Raw genomic sequence first — 17,842 nt, 5'->3', positions numbered from 1 at the left:
AAAATTTCCCTCTAAAGAACTTTCAAACCGCGCCGCAGTGACGCATAAGGCAGCCGGAAAATGGACAGGACATGAAGACGTGCAGCAACATACGTTGAAAAAGGGTCTCGATGTTCCGGTGCTGGGGGCACCTGACACCAAGATCGAAGACGCAGCAAAAGTCCGGACAGTCGCCATCATCGGCCAAGACTACATCGGACTTAAGCCCCGACTCTCGGTTCAAGAAGGCGACGTCATTGCAGCAGGTGCCCCGGTGCTTGCGCATAAGGACACGCCAGAGGTTCAGGTGACCGCACCGGTTTCGGGACGCGTCAAGGCCATCAATCGCGGCGCGCGCCGGGTGTTGGTCAGCGTTGAGATCGAGGTGGACGAGGCCGCGGCAGAGCCGGTGGATTTCTCGACCATTGGCGATGACAGCAGTGCCGAGGGTCTGCGCACGCGACTGTGCGCATCGGGCCTCTGGACCTCGTTTCGCACGCGTCCCTATTCCAAAGTGCCCGCGCCGGACACAGCACCTGCGGCGATCTATGTCACCGCCATGGACAGCGAACCCCTGTCGGGCGATGCGGCCACGATCATCAACGATCAGGCAGAGGCTTTTGCGCGGGGGCTTCAGGCCGTCACGCTCCTGACCGAGGGCAAAACCTACCTGTGCCAAGACAGCGGCGCCACCATCCCCGGTGCGGATCTTGCCAGCGTTACTGCTGTCGGCTTTGCCGGCCCGCATCCGGCGGGTCTGGCTGGAACGCACATGCATTTCCTCGAGCCGCCCACCGCCGAAAAAACGGTCTGGACCATTGGCTATCATGACGTGATCGCCATCGGCCATCTGTTGCTCACGGGGCGCATCAATAGTGAACGTGTCATTGCGCTCTCCGGCCCGAAATGCAGCCGTCCGCGCCTTGTGCGCACACTCAACGGTGCGTCCATGACAGATCTTTGCGCCGAGGATCTCGGCGGCGAGGATCCGATCCGTGTCATCTCCGGCTCCATCCTGTCCGGTCGCGCTGGCGAAGGCACAACCGCCTATCTGGGCCGCTACGCCCGCCAGATTACGCTGATCAAAGAAGACCGCGAGCAGATCCCGATGGGCTGGATTCGTCCGATGCCCTCGAAGTATGCCGTGCAGCCGGTTCTGGGCTCTGCCTTCTCCAAGAAGCTTCACGCGCTGACCTCGAACCTCAACGGTGGGCGTCGCGCCATGGTGCCGATCGGCACCTTCGAGCAGCTGATGCCGCAGGATTTCCTGCCCACGCAGCTCTTGCGGGCCCTCCTGGTGATGGACACCGATCAGGCCCAGGCGCTTGGTGCGCTTGAGCTGGACGAAGAAGACCTCGGGCTCTGCGGTTTTGCCTGCCCGGCCAAATATGAATATGGCCTCGCCCTGCGCGACAGCCTCAGCAAGATCGAAAGAGAGGGATAAGACTTTGGGTCTTCGCAATTTCTTTGATCGCATCGAGCCGCAATTCCTGAAAGGTGGCCGGTACGAAAAATTCTTCCCCGTCTATGAGATGGTGGAGAGTTTCATCTACACCCCAAAGACGGTCACGACCGTTGCCCCTCATGCCCGCTCTTACATCGATATGAAGCGGATCATGACCTATGTGGTGATCGCAACCATTCCCTGCATCCTCTTTGGGATGTATAACACCGGTCTGCAGACCAACATGGCGATTGCCGAGTATGGTGCGTCGGGCTGGCGCGCAGCGATCCTCGAGACGCTGGGCATCGGTTTTGATCCCAACAACCCCTTTGCCAATATCATGCACGGGTTGTTGTACTTCCTGCCGATCTACATCGTGACGCTGGTTGCGGGCGGTATTTTTGAAGTCATCTTTGCGGTGGTCCGTGGCCATGAGGTCAATGAGGGCTTCCTCGTGACCTCAATGCTCTACACGCTGATCGTACCGGCCACGACACCGCTCTGGCAGGTTGCGCTTGGGATTATCTTTGGCGTGGTGATCGGCAAAGAAGTCTTTGGCGGCACCGGCAAAAACTTCCTGAACCCTGCGCTTGTCGGCCGGGCGTTCCTCTATTTCGCCTATCCTGCTTACATGTCCGGCGAAACGGTCTGGACGCCTGTTGACGGGTTTTCGGGCGCAACCGCGCTGGCGATTGGCGCCTCCGAAGGTCACGCGGCCCTCCCGGAGCGCGGCATCGAGTGGATGGACGCCTTTATTGGCACCATCCAGGGCTCCTTTGGCGAGACCTCCACACTGGCTGCAATGATCGGTCTGGCGTTCCTGTTGATCGTGAAGATCGCCAACTGGCGTCTGGTCGTCGGCTGTCTGGCTGGCATGATCGCCTTCTCGACGCTGCTCAACTGGATCGGATCGGACACCAACCCGATGTTCGCGATGCCGTGGTACTGGCATCTGGTGCTGGGTGGCTATGCCTTTGGTCTGGCCTTCATGGTGACTGAACCGGTGTCCGCCTCGCACACCAATATGGGTCGCTATATTTATGGCGCGCTCATCGGTTTCATGGTGGTCATGATCCGCGTCATCAACCCGGCCTTCCCCGAAGGCATGATGCTCGCGATCCTCTTCGGCAACGTCTTCGCCCCGCTGATCGACTACTTTGTCGTGCAGGCGAACATCAAACGGAGGGCAAAGCGCAATGTCTGACGCAAACGAGAACAAGGGCCTGATCCGTCGGTTCATCGACGCACCGCCCGACTCCGTCGGCAAGACCATCTTTGTGGCCGTAGCGCTCTGTCTGGTGGCCTCGATGGTTGTGTCTGCAGCTGCCGTTGCTCTGCGCCCGGTGCAGGAAGAAAACAAGCTGCGCGACAAACGGATCAACGTGTTGCAGGTGGCGGGCGTCTATGAAGAGGGCGTCTCCGTCACAGAAGCCTTTGCCGCGTTTGAACCGCATGTGCTGGATCTGTCGACCGGAGCATATACCGATCAGTTCGACATCGAGACCTTTGACGCGCTCGCCGCAGCGGGCGATCCCGCAATCGTGCGCGCCCTCGACGAAGATCCTGCGGGCCTTGGTGGCAGCATGCAGGCGTATCGCATGATCTACCTGCTGCGTGACGAGGCCGGTGCGATTGACAAAGTCATTCTGCCCATTGAGGGCTATGGCCTCTGGTCCACGCTTTATGGTTTCATCGCGCTGGAAGAAAACGGCAACGACATCTTCGGCCTGCAATTCTACCAACACGGCGAGACCCCCGGTCTGGGCGCCGAGGTGGACAACCCGCGCTGGAAAGCGCTGTGGAATGGCAAGAAACTCTTTGCCGAGGACGGGCAACTGGCCATCACCGTGGCCAAGGCCGCGCCTCCCGAAGGCAAGGAATATCACGTAGATGCGCTGGCCGGTGCGACACTGACCTCGGTTGGCGTCGACAATCTGGTGAAGTTCTGGATGGGTGAGGCTGGCTATGGCGGCTTCCTCGAGCGGCTCAAAGCAGGAGAGATCGACTGATGGCACAAACCTATCGTTCGCAACTGGTCGATCCGCTGATCGACAACAACCCGATCACGTTGCAGGTTCTGGGCATCTGCTCGGCGCTTGCTGTGACCTCCTCGATGCAGGTGGCCTTTGTGATGGCACTGGCGGTGACCTTCGTGACCGGCTTTTCGTCGATGTTCATCTCGATGCTGCGCAACCAGATCCCTTCTTCGATCCGGATCATCGTGCAGATGGTGATCATCGCCTCGCTGGTGATCCTGGTGGATCAGCTCCTGAAGGCCTACGCCTATGAAATCTCCAAGACGCTTTCGGTCTTTGTGGGTCTCATCATCACCAACTGTATCGTGATGGGCCGCGCCGAAGCCTTTGCGATGAAGAACCCGCCCGTGGCGAGCTTTATCGACGGGGTTGGCAATGGTCTTGGTTACGGGCTTTTGCTGCTGATCGTTGCATTCTTTCGCGAGCTTTTCGGCGCCGGATCGCTCTTTGGTGTGACCATTCTGGAGACCGTGAACAACGGCGGCTGGTATGTGCCCAACGGCATGATGCTGCTGCCGCCGTCGGCCTTCTTTGTGATCGGCCTTCTGATCTGGGGGATCCGCACATGGAAACCGGCACAGGTCGAAGAGCGTGAGTATAAAATTCAGACGGTGGAGGCCCACTGATGGAAGGCTTACTGTCCCTCGCGGTCAAGGCGATCTTTGTTGAGAACCTGGCCCTGTCGTTCTTCCTTGGCATGTGTACCTTCCTGGCGGTGTCCAAGAAGATCTCCACTGCAATCGGTCTTGGGGTTTCGGTCATGCTGGTGCAGGGCATCACCGTGCCTGCAAACAACCTGATCCTGACCTACCTTCTGGCGCCGGGCGCACTGGCCTGGGCCGGGTTTGGCGATGTGGATCTGACCTTCCTGGGTCTGATCTCATACATCGGTGTGATCGCGGCCATGGTGCAGATCCTCGAGATGCTGCTCGATAAGTATTTCCCGCCGCTTTACAACGCCTTGGGTGTGTTCTTGCCGCTCATCACCGTGAACTGCGCGATCCTTGGGGGCTCGCTCTTCATGGTGGAACGCAACTATGATTTCGCCGAGGCGGCGACATATGGTCTCTCGTCCGGGTTTGGCTGGGCGCTGGCGATCACCGCCATGGCGGGCGTGCGCGAGAAGCTCAAATACTCTGACATTCCCGACGGGCTTCAGGGTCTCGGCATCACTTTCATCACCGCAGGTCTGATGGCGCTGGCCTTCATGTCCTTCAGCGGCGTGAAACTCTGATAGGAGCGCAGACGTGACTACATTCGGACTAGGCGTTCTCCTGTTCACTTTGATCGTTGTTGCACTGGTGACGATCATTCTGGCGGCGCGTTCCAAGCTCGTCAGCTCGGGCAACGTCAACATCACCATCAACGGTGAGAAAACCATCTCTGTTCCGGCGGGCGGCAAACTGCTGCAAACGCTGGCAGCCGAGAAAATGTTCGTCCCCTCCGCCTGTGGCGGGGGTGGCACCTGTGCGCAATGCCGCGTGCGTGTGCATTCCGGTGGCGGGTCGATCCTGCCCACCGAAGAAAGCCACATCACCAAGCGCGAAGCCTCTTGTGGTGACCGCCTGTCCTGTCAGGTGGCCGTGAAGCAGGACATGGACATCGAAGTGCCCGAAGAGGTGTTCGGCGTGAAAAAATGGGAGTGCACCGTGCGCTCCAATGAAAACGTCGCAACCTTCATCAAGAACCTGGTACTGGAACTGCCCGAGGGCGAGGATGTAAACTTCCGCGCAGGGGGCTATATCCAGATCGAGGCTCCGGCACACAAGCTGTCCTACAAGGACTTCGACGTCGAGGAAGAGTACCGCCCCGATTGGGACAAGTTCAATCTGTGGCAGTATGAATCGACTGTGACCGAACCCATTGAACGTGCATATTCTATGGCCAACTACCCGGACGAAAAGGGCCTTATCATGCTCAACGTCCGTGTTGCGTCGCCGCCGCCGGGCTCCACCGGCATTCCGCCCGGCCAGATGTCTTCGTATATCTTCAACCTGAAGCCCGGTGACAAGGTCACCATCTCCGGCCCGTTTGGCGAATTCTTTGCGCGCGACACCCAAAAAGAGATGGTCTTTATCGGCGGTGGTGCGGGTATGGCGCCGATGCGCAGCCACATCTTTGACCAGCTCAAGCGTCTGGAGAACCGTGATCGCAAGATCACCTTCTGGTACGGGGCACGCTCCAAACGGGAGATGTTCTTTGTCGAGGATTTCGACCAACTGGCCGAAGAATTTGACAACTTCGAGTGGCATGTGGCGCTCTCGGACGCGCTGCCAGAGGACGACTGGAAAGGCTACACCGGCTTCATCCACAACGTGCTCTACGAGGAATACCTCAAGAACCACCCGGCGCCCGAGGACTGCGAGTTCTACATGTGTGGTCCGCCGATCATGAACCAATCGGTGATCAACATGCTCTTGGAACTGGGCGTGGATCGCGAAGACATCATGCTCGACGACTTCGGCGGGTAAGAGACGAAAGAAAGGGGGCCGACTGGCCCCCTTTTTGCGAGTCCCCCTGCCCTTCTTATGACGGAATGGCTAGAGCGGGGGCGAAGGCTCCTGAGAGACACGGGCGTGGAGTGTCGAAGGTTTGTTGCCGCTGGTTTCATAGATCCCAGCGGCAACAAATCTGACAATTCCGAGGGCATGGTCCTCTTGCGTTGCGTATCTCACCGAACAGGCATCTTCGTTCATTTCATCGAACACCGATGGATTGCCGGCCTAGCCCACGCCCCCCCCAAAAAAAGGCTCAACGCTGCTGGCTACCTAGACAAATCGACAAACCGCTCAGCACTGGCGTCGACTTTGCGCATCGGCCTGAAGGCGACGAGAAGAAGGCCCGCGATGAGGATCTCAAACCCCAGCGCGCCGATCACGCTTCCTGCTGGCATGCCATCCAGAACGATCCCTACGATACGTCCTGCAGGAAATGCGAGATACACGGTGAGGGCGACGCCGAGGGAGATCGGCACCATGGCCGCACGGAACATGCCCGCGAGCATAAGGGCCCCAAACACCGCCAATCCCGCGCCCGGCGCGCGCAGTTCATTCAGGAGGTTGGGATCTTGCCCGAGTGTGATGCCATAACTGGCATAGAATGCATGCGGCGCCAGAGCGATAAGCGTGCCGATGGCGCATGCGGTGACACCACTGATTCCGAGAATGATCTGCTGAAAGCGATTGAGTTTCATGATGTGCTCCTGTTTGTTTTCATTTCCCAGGCCGCGTTGGCCCACTTGCCCGCCAACGCGGCTGATTGCGCAAATTCGGTGAAGTCCCGCGGTTGACGACCAAGCGCGCGCATCACGCCGTCGCCAAGCACGGCATTGCGCCCGTCGAAGGTTTCTCGAGCAATGCCTGTGACGATGTCGGCAAAGACTGTGCCGCTTGTCGCCGCGAGCTCTGCATGAAAGTCATCGAACGAGATCGGCAGATAGTTGACGCGTCGCCCCATCGCGCCGGACAAAATGTCAGCGACCTCCGCAAAGTCGAGCAGCCGCGGACCTGTACAATCGTAAGTCTGTCCGGAGTGGCCTTCGCCTGTGAGAGACACCGCAATGACATCGGCGAGGTCATCAATGTCGATGATCGGTTCTGCAAGGTTTGCGCCCGGCATCGGTACCACACCTTCCATCACAGGTTCCCAAAGGGCGCCCTCAGAGAAGTTTTGCGCAAACCAAGCAGAGCGAACGATCGTGTAGTCCAGGCCCGATTTTGCTACGACCGCCTCGCCAAGTTGCGCATGGTGTTCACCACGACCTGTCAGAATGACCAAGCGCTCAATACCGCAGGAGGCCGCCACACGGGTGAAGCGTGTTAGGTTGGCGATGGCGCCGGGGAATGCATAGTCCGGATGATAGTTGACGTAGACGGCCCCAATGCCGCGCAGGGCCTTCTCCCATGTGGCAGGATTGTCCCAATCAAAGGGAACGGGCGCCTTGCGCGAGCCTGAGCGCGCATCAAACCCCAAAGATTTGAGCCGGCCCATAACGCGAGATCCGGTTTTTCCGGTCGCGCCTGTGATAAGGATTGGCTTGGATGCCATGATGAACTCCCTTGGGTGGATCGAAGTCCAAGGGATAGCCACAGTCCGAGGCCAAGGTATTTGCTTCGGACGCCAGTGTTTTGGCTCAAGACGCCAACGCTGCGAGCAAAGCAACAGGTCGAGTCTAAACAGGCGTGCCGCGTCGGTAGTTGGCGGGTGTCTGCTGGTGCCAACGCTTAAAGGCGCGTGTGAACGTGCTCTGGTCGGAGAAACCAGTCAGGAAGGCGATCTCTGCCAAAGCGTAGTCCGTGCGTCTCAAAAGCTGTTCGGAGAGTGATTTCCGCGCGCTTGAAACCAGGTCTTGGTAAGCCAGACCTTCTGCGGACAGGCGGCGTTGCAAGGTTCTGCTGCTCATCCCCATACACCCGGCGATCTCGGCGAGCGTGGGCACACCTTCGCTCAACGCTTCGCCGATTTGATCCAGAATGCCCTGCTCCAGTTCGGACCTGTCACTGATTTGGCTAAGCTGGTTGTCGAGATGTGTCTCAAAAAACCTGGACATCCCATTGTCGGAAAGACGATTGGACCGGACAGCTGCCGTGGTAGCCACCTCAAGCGCATCGTGGTCTGCGCCAAAGTGAACAGGGCAACGAAAATGCGCGTGATACACGTCGTCGACTTCGGGGCGCTCCGTCATGAGGTGAACGGCGACGGGAGAAAAATCCTCGCTGCTGACCTCCTGACTGAGCGACATCGTAGCGGCCAAAGCCAGTTCATTGGTCATCCTAAGACCAAGACGCGGGTCCCCTCCTTGAACAACTTCCATAAAAACGGAGGGTCCCACCTGTTTAACACGGAAATTAGCTATCGAGGTGACAACCTTTCCAAAGCGTTCTACCCGCGCGTAGGAGCTGAGCAGATCGGGTGCGGATTTGAACGCGAGGCCAAAAGCGCCGTAATCGTCGCAACACATAGAGGCGCCCATCTGAACCGGAACGAACCGACCGCGATCATCAAGTTTTGCGATGCGTTCCAATAACCCAAAGAAGTCGCCATCTGAGATCATTGCGCCGGGATCAACCGGAGCCGAAGGATCAAGACCAACGCTCTTGAAAAGTTTCCCGCGTGCATCTTCATCGGCGCTTGCAAGAGAGACTGCAGCGTCCAGTGCTTTGTGTACGAAGACCGTCGAAATCCATCCCATACGCCGAAGATAGCCGACGGCACCTAGACTGAAAACTGGGTCTCAGGCACCGAGCGAGAGCGGTCAGGTATTTTCTGATACACCATCGTGAACCTTGTTCACCCGCAGCGCGTTCTCGGGAAACGAACCCACTTGGATTTGTGACCTATACAAAAGGTTTGAAAACAACTGCGGAGACGCGTTGTTCTAACATCGCGCATCGCAGAGCGTGAACGCTCAATCCTCTTTAGAAAGGTGTTGTCTCACAACCTACTGCAACTCACCTTCTATGCTCTCGGTGTCGGATGTTTTGACAAGCTCTGTTCCCGCGCCCCGGAAGGAACCCCTGTAGCCCCTTGCAGATCCACTTGAATGCGTCAGCTTCCCCCTGACGCTTGGCGCTCTCGCGCGCTCTTGGCGATGTGGTCAATCGCGACAAGCAGATCACGTTTGAGCAGCACAAGCAGCTGCGCGCGCGCAGGAAACGACAAAGGCCGGGCCGCTTCGAACGATTGGGAGCGTGGATGCACTTTACGCTTCTGGAAAAATTGCCCACAACCAAGGGAATTTCGAGATCACAGGGGCGCATGCCCCTTTAATATGCCCAGACCTCAGGCTGGTGATCTCACACGCTATTCAGTTTCAGAAAGGCTCACCTCATGGCTAACCCTTTGTTTGATCGCCTTTTCGGTGTTTACGCCGGCAAGACGACCCCCTTCTTGTATCTGGCAGATGGCCAGGTCTGGACGCACGCACGTTTTTTGGATCAGGTTGCCCAGATCGCACATGTGCTCATCAAGGCGGGCCTCACGCCAGGGGATCGCGTGGCCGTTCAGGTCGAAAAATCCCCCGAAGCGCTTGCGCTTTATGGCGCCTGCGTACAGGCCGGTCTGATCTTCTTGCCGCTCAATACCGCCTATACCGCCGATGAACTCTCGTATTTCATCGAAAACAGTGGTGCATCGCTTGTTATCTGCGACGGCCAGAACCAAAGCACGCTGGCCACGATTGCTGAAGGTCTGAACGCAAGTGTGGAGACGCTGAACGCAGATGGAAGCGGCTCTTTGATTGAGCGCGCAGCGGCAATGGCAACGGACTTTGAGACCGTAGACCGCAGCGGCGATGATCTTGCCGCGTTCCTTTATACGTCCGGGACGACGGGACGCTCCAAAGGGGCGATGCTGACGCAGGACAATTTACTGTCGAACGCTGAGACCTTGGTAAAGGAATGGCGGTTCACAGATAAAGACGTGTTGCTGCACGCCTTGCCGATTTTTCACACGCATGGGCTTTTTGTGGCGAGCAATGTGACGCTTCTGGCCGGAGGCGCGATGATCTTTTTGCCCAAGTTCGATCTGGACCGCGTCATCGCGCAACTGCCCAAAGCGACCAGTATGATGGGCGTGCCTACCTTCTATACCCGCCTGTTGAGCGATCCGCGCTTTACCAAAGAGCTGACCCAACACATGCGCCTGTTCATTTCAGGTTCCGCACCCTTGTTGGCGGAAACCCATATCCAATTCGAAGAGCGCACTGGGCATCGGATTCTCGAACGCTACGGCATGACGGAAACCAACATGAACACCTCAAACCCCTACGACGGAGAACGGCGTGCGGGCACTGTTGGCTTCCCACTGCCCGGTGTGGAGTTAAAGATCACCAACCCGGAAACGGGTACCTCACTGCCACGAGGCGACATTGGACAGATCGAAGTGCGCGGGCCAAACGTCTTTCAAGGATATTGGCAGATGCCTGAAAAAACTGCCGCAGAACTGCGAGAGGACGGTTTTTTCATTACCGGCGATCTCGGTATGATCGACGAAGATGGCTATGTGCACATTGTGGGCCGCAACAAGGATCTGATCATTTCGGGTGGGTACAATATCTATCCGAAGGAGATCGAACTGGTGCTGGATGAACAGTCTGGCGTGTTGGAAAGCGCGGTTATCGGCGTTCCGCACCCGGATTTTGGCGAAACCGTGCTGGGAATCATCGTCCCGGAAACGGGTACCTCACCGGACCTCGAGTCGATCATGACGTCAGTTCAAGGCCAGCTTGCTCGGTTCAAACATCCTCGCAAATTGATGGTTGTCGACGAATTGCCGCGAAACACGATGGGGAAAGTTCAAAAGAACATCCTTCGAGACAGCTACAAAGACATGTTTAGCGACTGACATCGTCGTATCATGCGTTTTGGACATGCGGGTGGTTCCAAAACGGGATCACCCGTTTTTTGTGTCCCCTGCCCTATTCCACGTCCTCGGCAAAGGCATCAGGCTCCAACTCCTGCCAGAAAGAAATGATCGCCGCCGCATTCAGAGCGGAGCGCCAGCCGTGTTGGCGAAAATGCTCCCGGTCCAGATCGCTTTCCAACCGAGAGACAAACAGCCGTTTGTCCGCATCTTTCTGTGTAGGGTTTCGCCGCGAAACCAGTGTCTCAACGATGTCCAAGTGTTTCGCGCGTTCACGACGCTCCGCGGCGCGGGCCTTGAACGCAGCGTCCTCCGCCGCTTTTTCTGCCTCTCGGGCACGCTGAAGTTCATCGAGTTTCGCCTGTGTTTCGGGATCGACCTTTTTCTGAACCGTCCCCTTTGTGGTCTCTGGCGCACTATAGTCGCCAAGGATCGCGGCTCTGAGATAGCCGACACTCGATTTCACCTCGCCCTGCCCCGCAACATAGTCGAGTTTCTCCTGCACATAGTCCTGCCCATGTTCTGTGATCCACTGCCGCGCCAAACGGTCAGACACCCCCTGCCCGCGCAACGCCTTGTAGACCGCCAGATTGCGCAGCCCTTCACTGTCATCAATCTGGAACATCGCCATCTGGGGATTTTCCTTGATGATGAAGCGAATGTCGCTCACCGACCGCCCCTTTTTGCGGGTCTGCGGTTCGATGATGATATCAGAGCTCTTGTTCACCTCCGCGACAGCGGGTTTGATGATCTTCGCGTTTAGGTGCTTGTAACTCTCGTAATATGAGGAGCCATCGACCCCCATGAGTTTGCGAAAGATATCCAGGCTCCACCACCCCGTGGAGCCCGTCCTGACAAACCGATAGCAATTCTCATAGAGCGCGAGACCGTGGCCAGATGTAAAGTTCCGTTGGATCTTCACATTGATCAGTGCGTAGATCTTCGGGTCATGTAGCTTCTGGGCAAGCGCAGGAGAATATGCGTACTCGCAAACGCCGTTCTTGAGCTTCGCAAAACTCAAGAGCGCCGACACACCCCATTCCTGATGCCCCTGCTCATCCAGCATATCCCATTCCGCGACGGTTTCGGCCAAGGCCCTGAGACTTGCGCGCAGGCTGTCTACGTCGTTGGAGTTGTAGCCGACCATCATCGCAAGTGTGCGCGCATCGATCGTATGACTGCGGGCAGACGTCAGAGAGTCATAGGCGTTGAGCAACAATACATTTGACAACTTGCGTTGAAGCAGGGTGAGTTTGCCGCTGATATGGATCGCCGCTACGTTCTTTTTCACCGTCTCTCGGCTTAAGGCGCCACTCAGCCGGTCTCCATCAAAGCTTTGGTCAGCCATGGAATCATCTGCCTCTTTTTTCGAAGCAATGTGCCACAAAAGGAACCCAGCCGACAATGGGTGATGGGTTCCTAAGAAGGGTCAGCAGAATTCCGACTTGTCGTCACCTGGTAGTTCTGAAAGGTACCCATCAACAGGATGAGATTCGCGCATTGAATCAATAATGCGAATCGCCCTGCCCCCAGCGCCTCTCTGAGAGCCGCGCAGGCGCCCGCAGAACAACGACTCTAATTCGGCCCTTTAGGGTCTAAACAAGCCCACGTTAGGGCCTATAGAGCCTACACTCGCATCAGTGCGCACATCACTGTTTGAGATACTGCTCCTGAGAATCGGAACCTTTCCACCCGGATTCAGGACCCCTTTATCCTGTGTTCGGGTACCTATGATCCCGAGAAAGGGTACCTAACATCCTGATCTTTGGTCCCCAAAACCAGATATCGCTTTGTTATTAAAGGTATAATCTGATCCAAAGATTCTAAATACCTTAAACATCTAAACGCTTTGTTGGGTTCGTTCTTTCAATATTTTGTTAGAAAAACAGAGGTTTCGCTGCGAAACCCTGAAAGGTACCCACAAAATTTGTCGCTCATGCCCCTCATGGGCTATGCATCGCCAAAGATGTTCTCTATTCTCCCGTATATAACAACAATCCACATACATTCATCGAGATCGAGCAACCTCATGAGTACACCTCCACTCCCTCCGTATTTCAATCTCGACCCAGAGAAAGCGGCAAGCAAGCTACCAGATCCTATTCAAACTACGCGCTTTGCCAAGGCGGCGGCGCTTTGCACCAAAGGTAGAGAGGATCTTGCTCGGCGTGGCTATGCGCCAGATGGCGAGAAGCGTCTCAGAAAGTTTTCGACTTGGGAAATCACGCGTTATCTTATCCCGGTCGCGCCTCAACATCTTCGTCGGGTGCTGAAGGCGAACCCTGAACTCCCTCAAGGCGATGGTGATGGCGGTTCCAAGTGGTTCACGCTTGAAGAGGTGCTTATCCTGCGCCAGCATTTTGCAAGCGAAGGCATATCGACCAAGGAATACCTCCCCTATCGGCCTGAAGGGTTGCCCGCAAAAGTAACGGCTGTTGCGAATTTCAAAGGCGGAGTTGGCAAGACATCAACAGCAGCCCATTTGGCCATGTCTGCGGCGCTTGATGGGTACAAGGTTCTGGTGATTGACCTCGACAGCCAGGGATCAATGACGTCTATCCTGGGTGGGCAGATCGAAGATGAATGGTCAACGGTGTTTCCGCTCATTGCCAAAGACTATGCAAAGGCGATGGTGGAGGAAAACGCTGTGCGTGCCGCTGCCGGTGAGCCCGAGTTGCCACTCGATGAAACCCTGAACGAAGCCTTGCGGGTTTCGCCGCGAAACGTCATTCAAAAAACCCATTGGCCCAATATCGACTTGATCGGCGCTCAGCTGAACCTTTATTGGGCAGAGTTCCAGATCCCTGTCTGGCGTATGGGGCTGCGGAGCTGGCCGCTTTGGGATGCGTTGAGCAACTTCCTGCAGGACGAGGGCATTCTGGACGAATACGATATCGTCTTTCTCGATACGCCGCCTGCGCTTGGCTACCTCACCATTAACGCGCTTGCGGCGGCGGATATTCTTCTGGTGCCTCTTGGGGCATCGTTTCTCGAGTTTGATTCCACAGGCCGTTTCTTTGATATGCTTTATTCGACCTTTGCGTCGATCGAGGAAGGTGAAAACGTGGCGCAACGCGCAGCGGGATTGCCCGAGATCAAGTTCGAGTGGGATGTGGTGCGCGCGCTGATCACTCGCTTTGATGCAAGTCAACAAACGGACATGGCGAATGTCATTCAGGCATACTTTGGTGATTTCATGAATGCCTACCGGCAGGATGTCACAGCGCTTGTTGGTCAGGCTGGAGAGCAGGTGAACGGGATTTATGAGGCCGATTATCGCGACTTCAATCGAGACACCTATGTGCGTGGTCGGGAAACATTCGACCGGACATATGCAGAGTTCAAGGAACTTCTGATCGGTAGCTGGTGGCGTGACACCCAAATGAAAGAGGCGGAATGACATGGCAAAGCGGAGACGGTTGATCGCACCTGATGCGTCCGAAATAGAAGCTCTGGATGAGGGTTTCGCTGCGAAACCAAGTGTAAATCCGTTTGAGACAGGGCAGAAGAGCGCGCCGCCCATCGCCAAAGTTTCTGCCGAAACCGCCAAGCTGCGCGGGATGGCCGCAGTGACCGACCGGGTCGAGCTGGCGCGTGACAAAGCTGATGCGAACAAATGGCGCGACGCAGAAAATGCAGGGCAGGCCGTTCGCCAGATCCCCTTGGCAGAGATCGACCGGGATTACCTGCGTCGGGACCGGATGCAGGTCGATGAAGAAGAATTGCAGGAACTCATCGCCTCGATCCAGAGCCATGGACTGCGTAGCCCGGTCGAAGTTGTTGCTCTTGAAGATGGAAGATACGGGCTTGTTTCAGGGTTTCGTCGTCTTGAGGCGTTTGCGCGACTAAACCTCAATCGCGACGGATTTAGCGAGATTCCTGCTTTTCTTCGGCAAGGGACGGATAGTGCTACGGCCTATGTGTCGATGATCGAAGAGAATGAGTTGCGTGCAAACCTCACGCCGTATGAACGCGGACGCATCGCAGTGCTGGTTGCAGGGCAGGGCGTATTTGCCTCCGTCGAAGAGGCGGTCGACACATTGTTTGCCGCCGCATCCAAAGCGAAACGATCCAAGGTCCGCAGTTTTGCAGCGGTTCACGAGGGGCTGGGTGATTTGTTGCGCCACCCAAATGCAATGTCTGAGAAAGCAGGTCTGAAAATCGCGGCGGCGTTGCGTGCAGGAGGGCAGGCCGTTCTCCGAAGAGCATTGGGCACAGCGGATCCGGATAATGAACGCGACGAGTGGCGAGTGATCGAGGCCGCACTGGCGGAGCTGGAAGCGACCCCAAAGGACAAGGCCCGAGGGGGGCGACCGCGACAGGTCACGCAATTGCAAACCCGTTCGCTCGCCTCAGGTGGGGAGCTTGGCGCCGAAGTTTCACCCAAAGGTGTTCGGATCGACCTCAAACGCGCTAACCTAGATGTCGATGATGTTGAACGACTGCTTGAGGCGATTGAGAAGCATCTTTTGGCAGAGGGCTGAGCTCGTCAAAATCCCAATGCTCGTGTCAAATTGAGGTCAACGCGGTTGTCTGCTGTTGCAAGCTTCGCTGATGCGACCCTGAGAGATTGGCCGGAGAACAACGCCAGGCGTTCATTCTCCGGCAAGTCGGCGCGAATGCCGGATCTGAGCACAGTGCTCTTGATGAGCCTTGGAATGTGGCGATCGTTTAGGCGTGCGCTCAATGCACGTTTGCCGTCGCGCGAAGTTCGGACAAAAACCGGGCCAGCCTCGATCTTTGCGAAGTGAAGCCATTGCTGCACGCTATGTACTGGGCAAGTCTGCGCGCTAGTCCCGCGATGGAGCGTTACGGTTCGCACCTCGGTTCTGGCTTCGATTGTTACGCGTAGGAAATTGTCACGAAACTCCAGCCCGCCCATGCTATCGTCACTCCGATCTGGAGATGCGTCCAGACCGATGATTTCGCTCCGCCGCAGGCCACCTATATACCCGACCAACAACATTGCGCGGTCGCGCAGACCTCGGAGATCATAGGGGAGAGTCGCCAGCATCGCTCGCATCTCCTGCGGTGTAATCGCCTCTTTTGTGGCTGGGCGCTGCACTTGATGTGTCGGCAGCGCGGTCACCGTGTCCGGGAGAGGGGTAGACTGAATTTCGAGATCGAAGCCGCGTTGCCTGTAGTTCCACACGATCCCGGCGCGCCGCCGCCTGAGACTGCTCGAGGCAAGTTGAGACGAACGTGACAGATCTGTCAGATAGTTCTCAATGTGTGCGACTGAGGGTGGTAGCGTGGGATGTCCGTTCAAGCGGCACCAGCGTGTGTAATGCGCCCAATCCGTCGCATAGGCTTTGCGGGTGTGTTCAGAAATCGTGCTTTCTGTCGGTCCCATGCCTTGGTTCAAACCTCTTGTTTGGGCGGTGAATGGGCTGTCTCAAACGCGTGTCAGCCCGCTATGACATAATCATGGTGAAGTGTGTCTAATAATTCAATGTTATTGGACATAATAAGATCCACAAGCAAGCGGCGGTTAGGGTGCCCATTTGTGGACAAAAGCGCCGCGCGCGCCTAGGCTTGCAATATGTACGCGCCAGACAGAGAATCTCTGACAGACCAGAACAGAATACCTTTTCTACCCTCGTGGGTCACTTCGGCGCGCGCGGAAGCCCCTGAATATGTGTCGTTCTTGTCAGGCGCAGCCCTATCGCACCTACATCACGCGATTTCTCTGGATGAGGTTCCAATGAACTTGGTGAGAGATCGACTGGCGCTGCGCGCAGCAGAGGTAACGGTTGCTTTTGCAGGACGTCACGAAACAGCAGCAGAGCTTAGAGACGCCGTACATTTTCTGGAACCCGGCGATCTGCCAGGGCCCGCTGGCGAGATCTACCTTTCTTGGCAGCGGGCCGTGAGGCGTCCAGTGCAAGCAAATGCGCTCCACAAGGGTCTTGGTTCAGTTTCGTCACAGCTGATTGCGCAGAGTCTGGCCCCTAAAGGGCGCGCGCCGGTCGAGCATGCTGTTTCGGTATTGGAGGAATGCGTGTCTGACGACTCGATACCGGTGGTTGCAGCGTTGATACTTGCGGACGCGGCACTCGCCCGATCTTTAGGGTGGGCGCGCATCCTTCCGGTGTTTGCGCTCGGGTTGACAACCGCGGACCTCAGAAAACGCGATCAGAGTTTGCGCCTGGCCTGTCATCAGGCTTTGCAGGTCGCGATTATTGAAATATTACGCCACATTTCCGAGTGTACACGAGGTGTGCGTAATCTGGCCGCCGTGGTGCCGAAACTGCGGGCGAAGGGAGCTGCGGGGGCGGTGGAGGTGTTTCTCACGCAGGATGCGGCGGCGGCCTCTGCATTGCCCTTGCCGGACCGTGCCGCGCGCAGGCTATGCGACCGACTAACCTCGCTCGGTGTTTTGCGTGAACTGAGTGGGCGCGACAGTTTTCGGCTTTATGGGGTGTAGACATGCGCAAAACACCAGAGCCCCAACTGGACCGAGAGTTGAAGGCGTTGCCCCCGGACCAGCGCTGGTATGAATGGTTGCGCCGAATTGAAGCGGTATTGTTTGCCAGTGCCACACCGGTGTCCCGAGAGGCTCTGGCGCGCGTAGTGGGGCAGGGGGTCTCTGTCGAACTTCTGATTGACGATTTATCGGCTGAACTCGAAAGCCGGTCGTTTCAGGTCGCCCATGTTAAGGATGGTTGGTTTCTGCGTACCCGCAGTGCCTACGCCTCCGCCATTCGCGACGCACAAAGCGCGGGCCATCAGGTGATGGATCTAAACGCCTTTGATGTCGCTGTTCTGGCGGCCATCGCCTACCACCAGCCGATCACGCGAGAAGGGTTGAAAGACATCTTTGGCAAGGACATCAGCCGTGATTTGATCGGACGTCTGCACGATCGCGGACTGATTGGAAACGGGCCGCGCGCGCCGCGGCGGGGCGCGCCCTATACCTTTGTCACTACCGATCAGTTTCTGCTCGCGTTCGATCTAGAAACCCTACAGGATCTTCCGGATCGTGAACGGCTGGAGGATGCAGGATTGGCGCGGGGCTAAT

Annotated in this window: 16 protein-coding genes; 11 read left to right on the top strand and 5 right to left on the bottom strand. The window is 56.9% G+C overall.

Features of this window, described 5'->3' with window-relative positions; translation table 11 throughout:
* Nucleotides 1–79: 79 nt before the first annotated feature.
* Genes TM1040_RS02505 through nqrF form a run of 6 tightly spaced genes read left to right on the top strand, consistent with a single transcriptional unit; the run spans nt 80 to nt 5,930 of the window.
* Nucleotides 80–1,423 carry a Na(+)-translocating NADH-quinone reductase subunit A gene (locus TM1040_RS02505; protein ID WP_011537032.1) on the top strand — a complete coding sequence of 448 codons (1,344 nt, stop codon included), beginning with the start codon at nt 80–82 and terminating at the stop codon, nt 1,421–1,423.
* Between the two features lie 4 nt (nt 1,424–1,427).
* Nucleotides 1,428–2,627: an NADH:ubiquinone reductase (Na(+)-transporting) subunit B gene (locus tag TM1040_RS02500; RefSeq protein WP_011537031.1), complete on the top strand. Its 1,200-nt coding sequence runs from the start codon at nt 1,428–1,430 to the stop codon at nt 2,625–2,627.
* Nucleotides 2,620–3,432, top strand: coding sequence for a Na(+)-translocating NADH-quinone reductase subunit C (locus tag TM1040_RS02495; RefSeq protein ID WP_011537030.1), 813 nt, complete (start codon nt 2,620–2,622; stop codon nt 3,430–3,432). Before TM1040_RS02500 ends, TM1040_RS02495 begins: the two co-directional genes overlap by 8 nt.
* On the top strand, nt 3,432–4,085 hold the full coding sequence (locus tag TM1040_RS02490) for an NADH:ubiquinone reductase (Na(+)-transporting) subunit D (protein ID WP_011537029.1): 654 nt from the start codon (nt 3,432–3,434) through the stop codon (nt 4,083–4,085). Before TM1040_RS02495 ends, TM1040_RS02490 begins: the two co-directional genes overlap by 1 nt.
* Nucleotides 4,085–4,693, top strand: coding sequence for an NADH:ubiquinone reductase (Na(+)-transporting) subunit E (gene nqrE / locus TM1040_RS02485; RefSeq protein WP_011537028.1), 609 nt, complete (start codon nt 4,085–4,087; stop codon nt 4,691–4,693). Before TM1040_RS02490 ends, nqrE begins: the two co-directional genes overlap by 1 nt.
* 13 nt (nt 4,694–4,706) lie before the next feature.
* Entirely contained in the window at nt 4,707–5,930 is a 1,224-nt protein-coding gene (gene nqrF / locus TM1040_RS02480) for an NADH:ubiquinone reductase (Na(+)-transporting) subunit F (RefSeq protein ID WP_011537027.1), read from the top strand.
* A gap of 293 nt (nt 5,931–6,223) precedes the next feature.
* On the opposite strand, the gene TM1040_RS02475 is transcribed toward nqrF, so the two are convergent.
* From TM1040_RS02475 to TM1040_RS02465, 3 genes are all read right to left on the bottom strand, one after another.
* The gene (locus tag TM1040_RS02475; protein ID WP_011537026.1) at nt 6,224–6,652 is read right to left on the bottom strand and encodes a DUF4345 domain-containing protein; all 429 of its coding nucleotides are present in this window, start codon (nt 6,650–6,652) and stop codon (nt 6,224–6,226) included.
* Complete coding sequence (locus TM1040_RS02470; protein ID WP_011537025.1) at nt 6,649–7,506, bottom strand: NAD(P)H-binding protein; 858 nt, start codon at nt 7,504–7,506, stop codon at nt 6,649–6,651. The genes TM1040_RS02475 and TM1040_RS02470 overlap by 4 nt, the downstream gene beginning before the upstream one ends.
* A gap of 124 nt (nt 7,507–7,630) precedes the next feature.
* Complete coding sequence (locus TM1040_RS02465; RefSeq protein WP_011537024.1) at nt 7,631–8,650, bottom strand: AraC family transcriptional regulator; 1,020 nt, start codon at nt 8,648–8,650, stop codon at nt 7,631–7,633.
* A gap of 638 nt (nt 8,651–9,288) precedes the next feature.
* Between TM1040_RS02465 and TM1040_RS02460 the strand changes: the two genes are divergently transcribed.
* Nucleotides 9,289–10,803 carry a malonate--CoA ligase gene (locus TM1040_RS02460; protein WP_011537023.1) on the top strand — a complete coding sequence of 505 codons (1,515 nt, stop codon included), beginning with the start codon at nt 9,289–9,291 and terminating at the stop codon, nt 10,801–10,803.
* Between the two features lie 73 nt (nt 10,804–10,876).
* On the opposite strand, the gene TM1040_RS02455 is transcribed toward TM1040_RS02460, so the two are convergent.
* Entirely contained in the window at nt 10,877–12,169 is a 1,293-nt protein-coding gene (locus TM1040_RS02455) for a replication initiation protein (protein WP_011537022.1), read from the bottom strand.
* Nucleotides 12,170–12,850: 681 nt separating this feature from the next.
* On the opposite strand from TM1040_RS02455, the gene TM1040_RS02450 reads away from it, so the two are divergent.
* Nucleotides 12,851–14,221, top strand: a complete 1,371-nt coding sequence (locus TM1040_RS02450) for an AAA family ATPase (RefSeq protein ID WP_044026465.1) — start codon at nt 12,851–12,853, stop codon at nt 14,219–14,221.
* A 1-nt stretch (nt 14,222) separates the two neighbouring features.
* The gene (locus tag TM1040_RS02445) at nt 14,223–15,305 is read left to right on the top strand and encodes a ParB/RepB/Spo0J family partition protein (protein ID WP_011537020.1); all 1,083 of its coding nucleotides are present in this window, start codon (nt 14,223–14,225) and stop codon (nt 15,303–15,305) included.
* 5 nt (nt 15,306–15,310) lie between these two features.
* On the opposite strand, the gene TM1040_RS02440 is transcribed toward TM1040_RS02445, so the two are convergent.
* Nucleotides 15,311–16,174, bottom strand: coding sequence for an integrase (locus TM1040_RS02440; protein WP_166485497.1), 864 nt, complete (start codon nt 16,172–16,174; stop codon nt 15,311–15,313).
* 189 nt (nt 16,175–16,363) lie between these two features.
* Between TM1040_RS02440 and TM1040_RS02435 the strand changes: the two genes are divergently transcribed.
* Entirely contained in the window at nt 16,364–17,248 is an 885-nt protein-coding gene (locus TM1040_RS02435; RefSeq protein WP_011537018.1) for a DUF1403 family protein, read from the top strand.
* Nucleotides 17,249–17,250: 2 nt separating this feature from the next.
* On the top strand, nt 17,251–17,841 hold the full coding sequence (locus TM1040_RS02430; protein ID WP_011537017.1) for an SMC-Scp complex subunit ScpB: 591 nt from the start codon (nt 17,251–17,253) through the stop codon (nt 17,839–17,841).
* Nucleotide 17,842: the final 1 nt, after the last annotated feature.

This window comes from Ruegeria sp. TM1040, from assembly GCF_000014065.1.
Lineage (GTDB): Bacteria > Pseudomonadota > Alphaproteobacteria > Rhodobacterales > Rhodobacteraceae > Epibacterium.
Note: the sequence above shows the minus strand (reverse complement) of the source record. Positions and strands in the feature narration are given on the sequence as shown.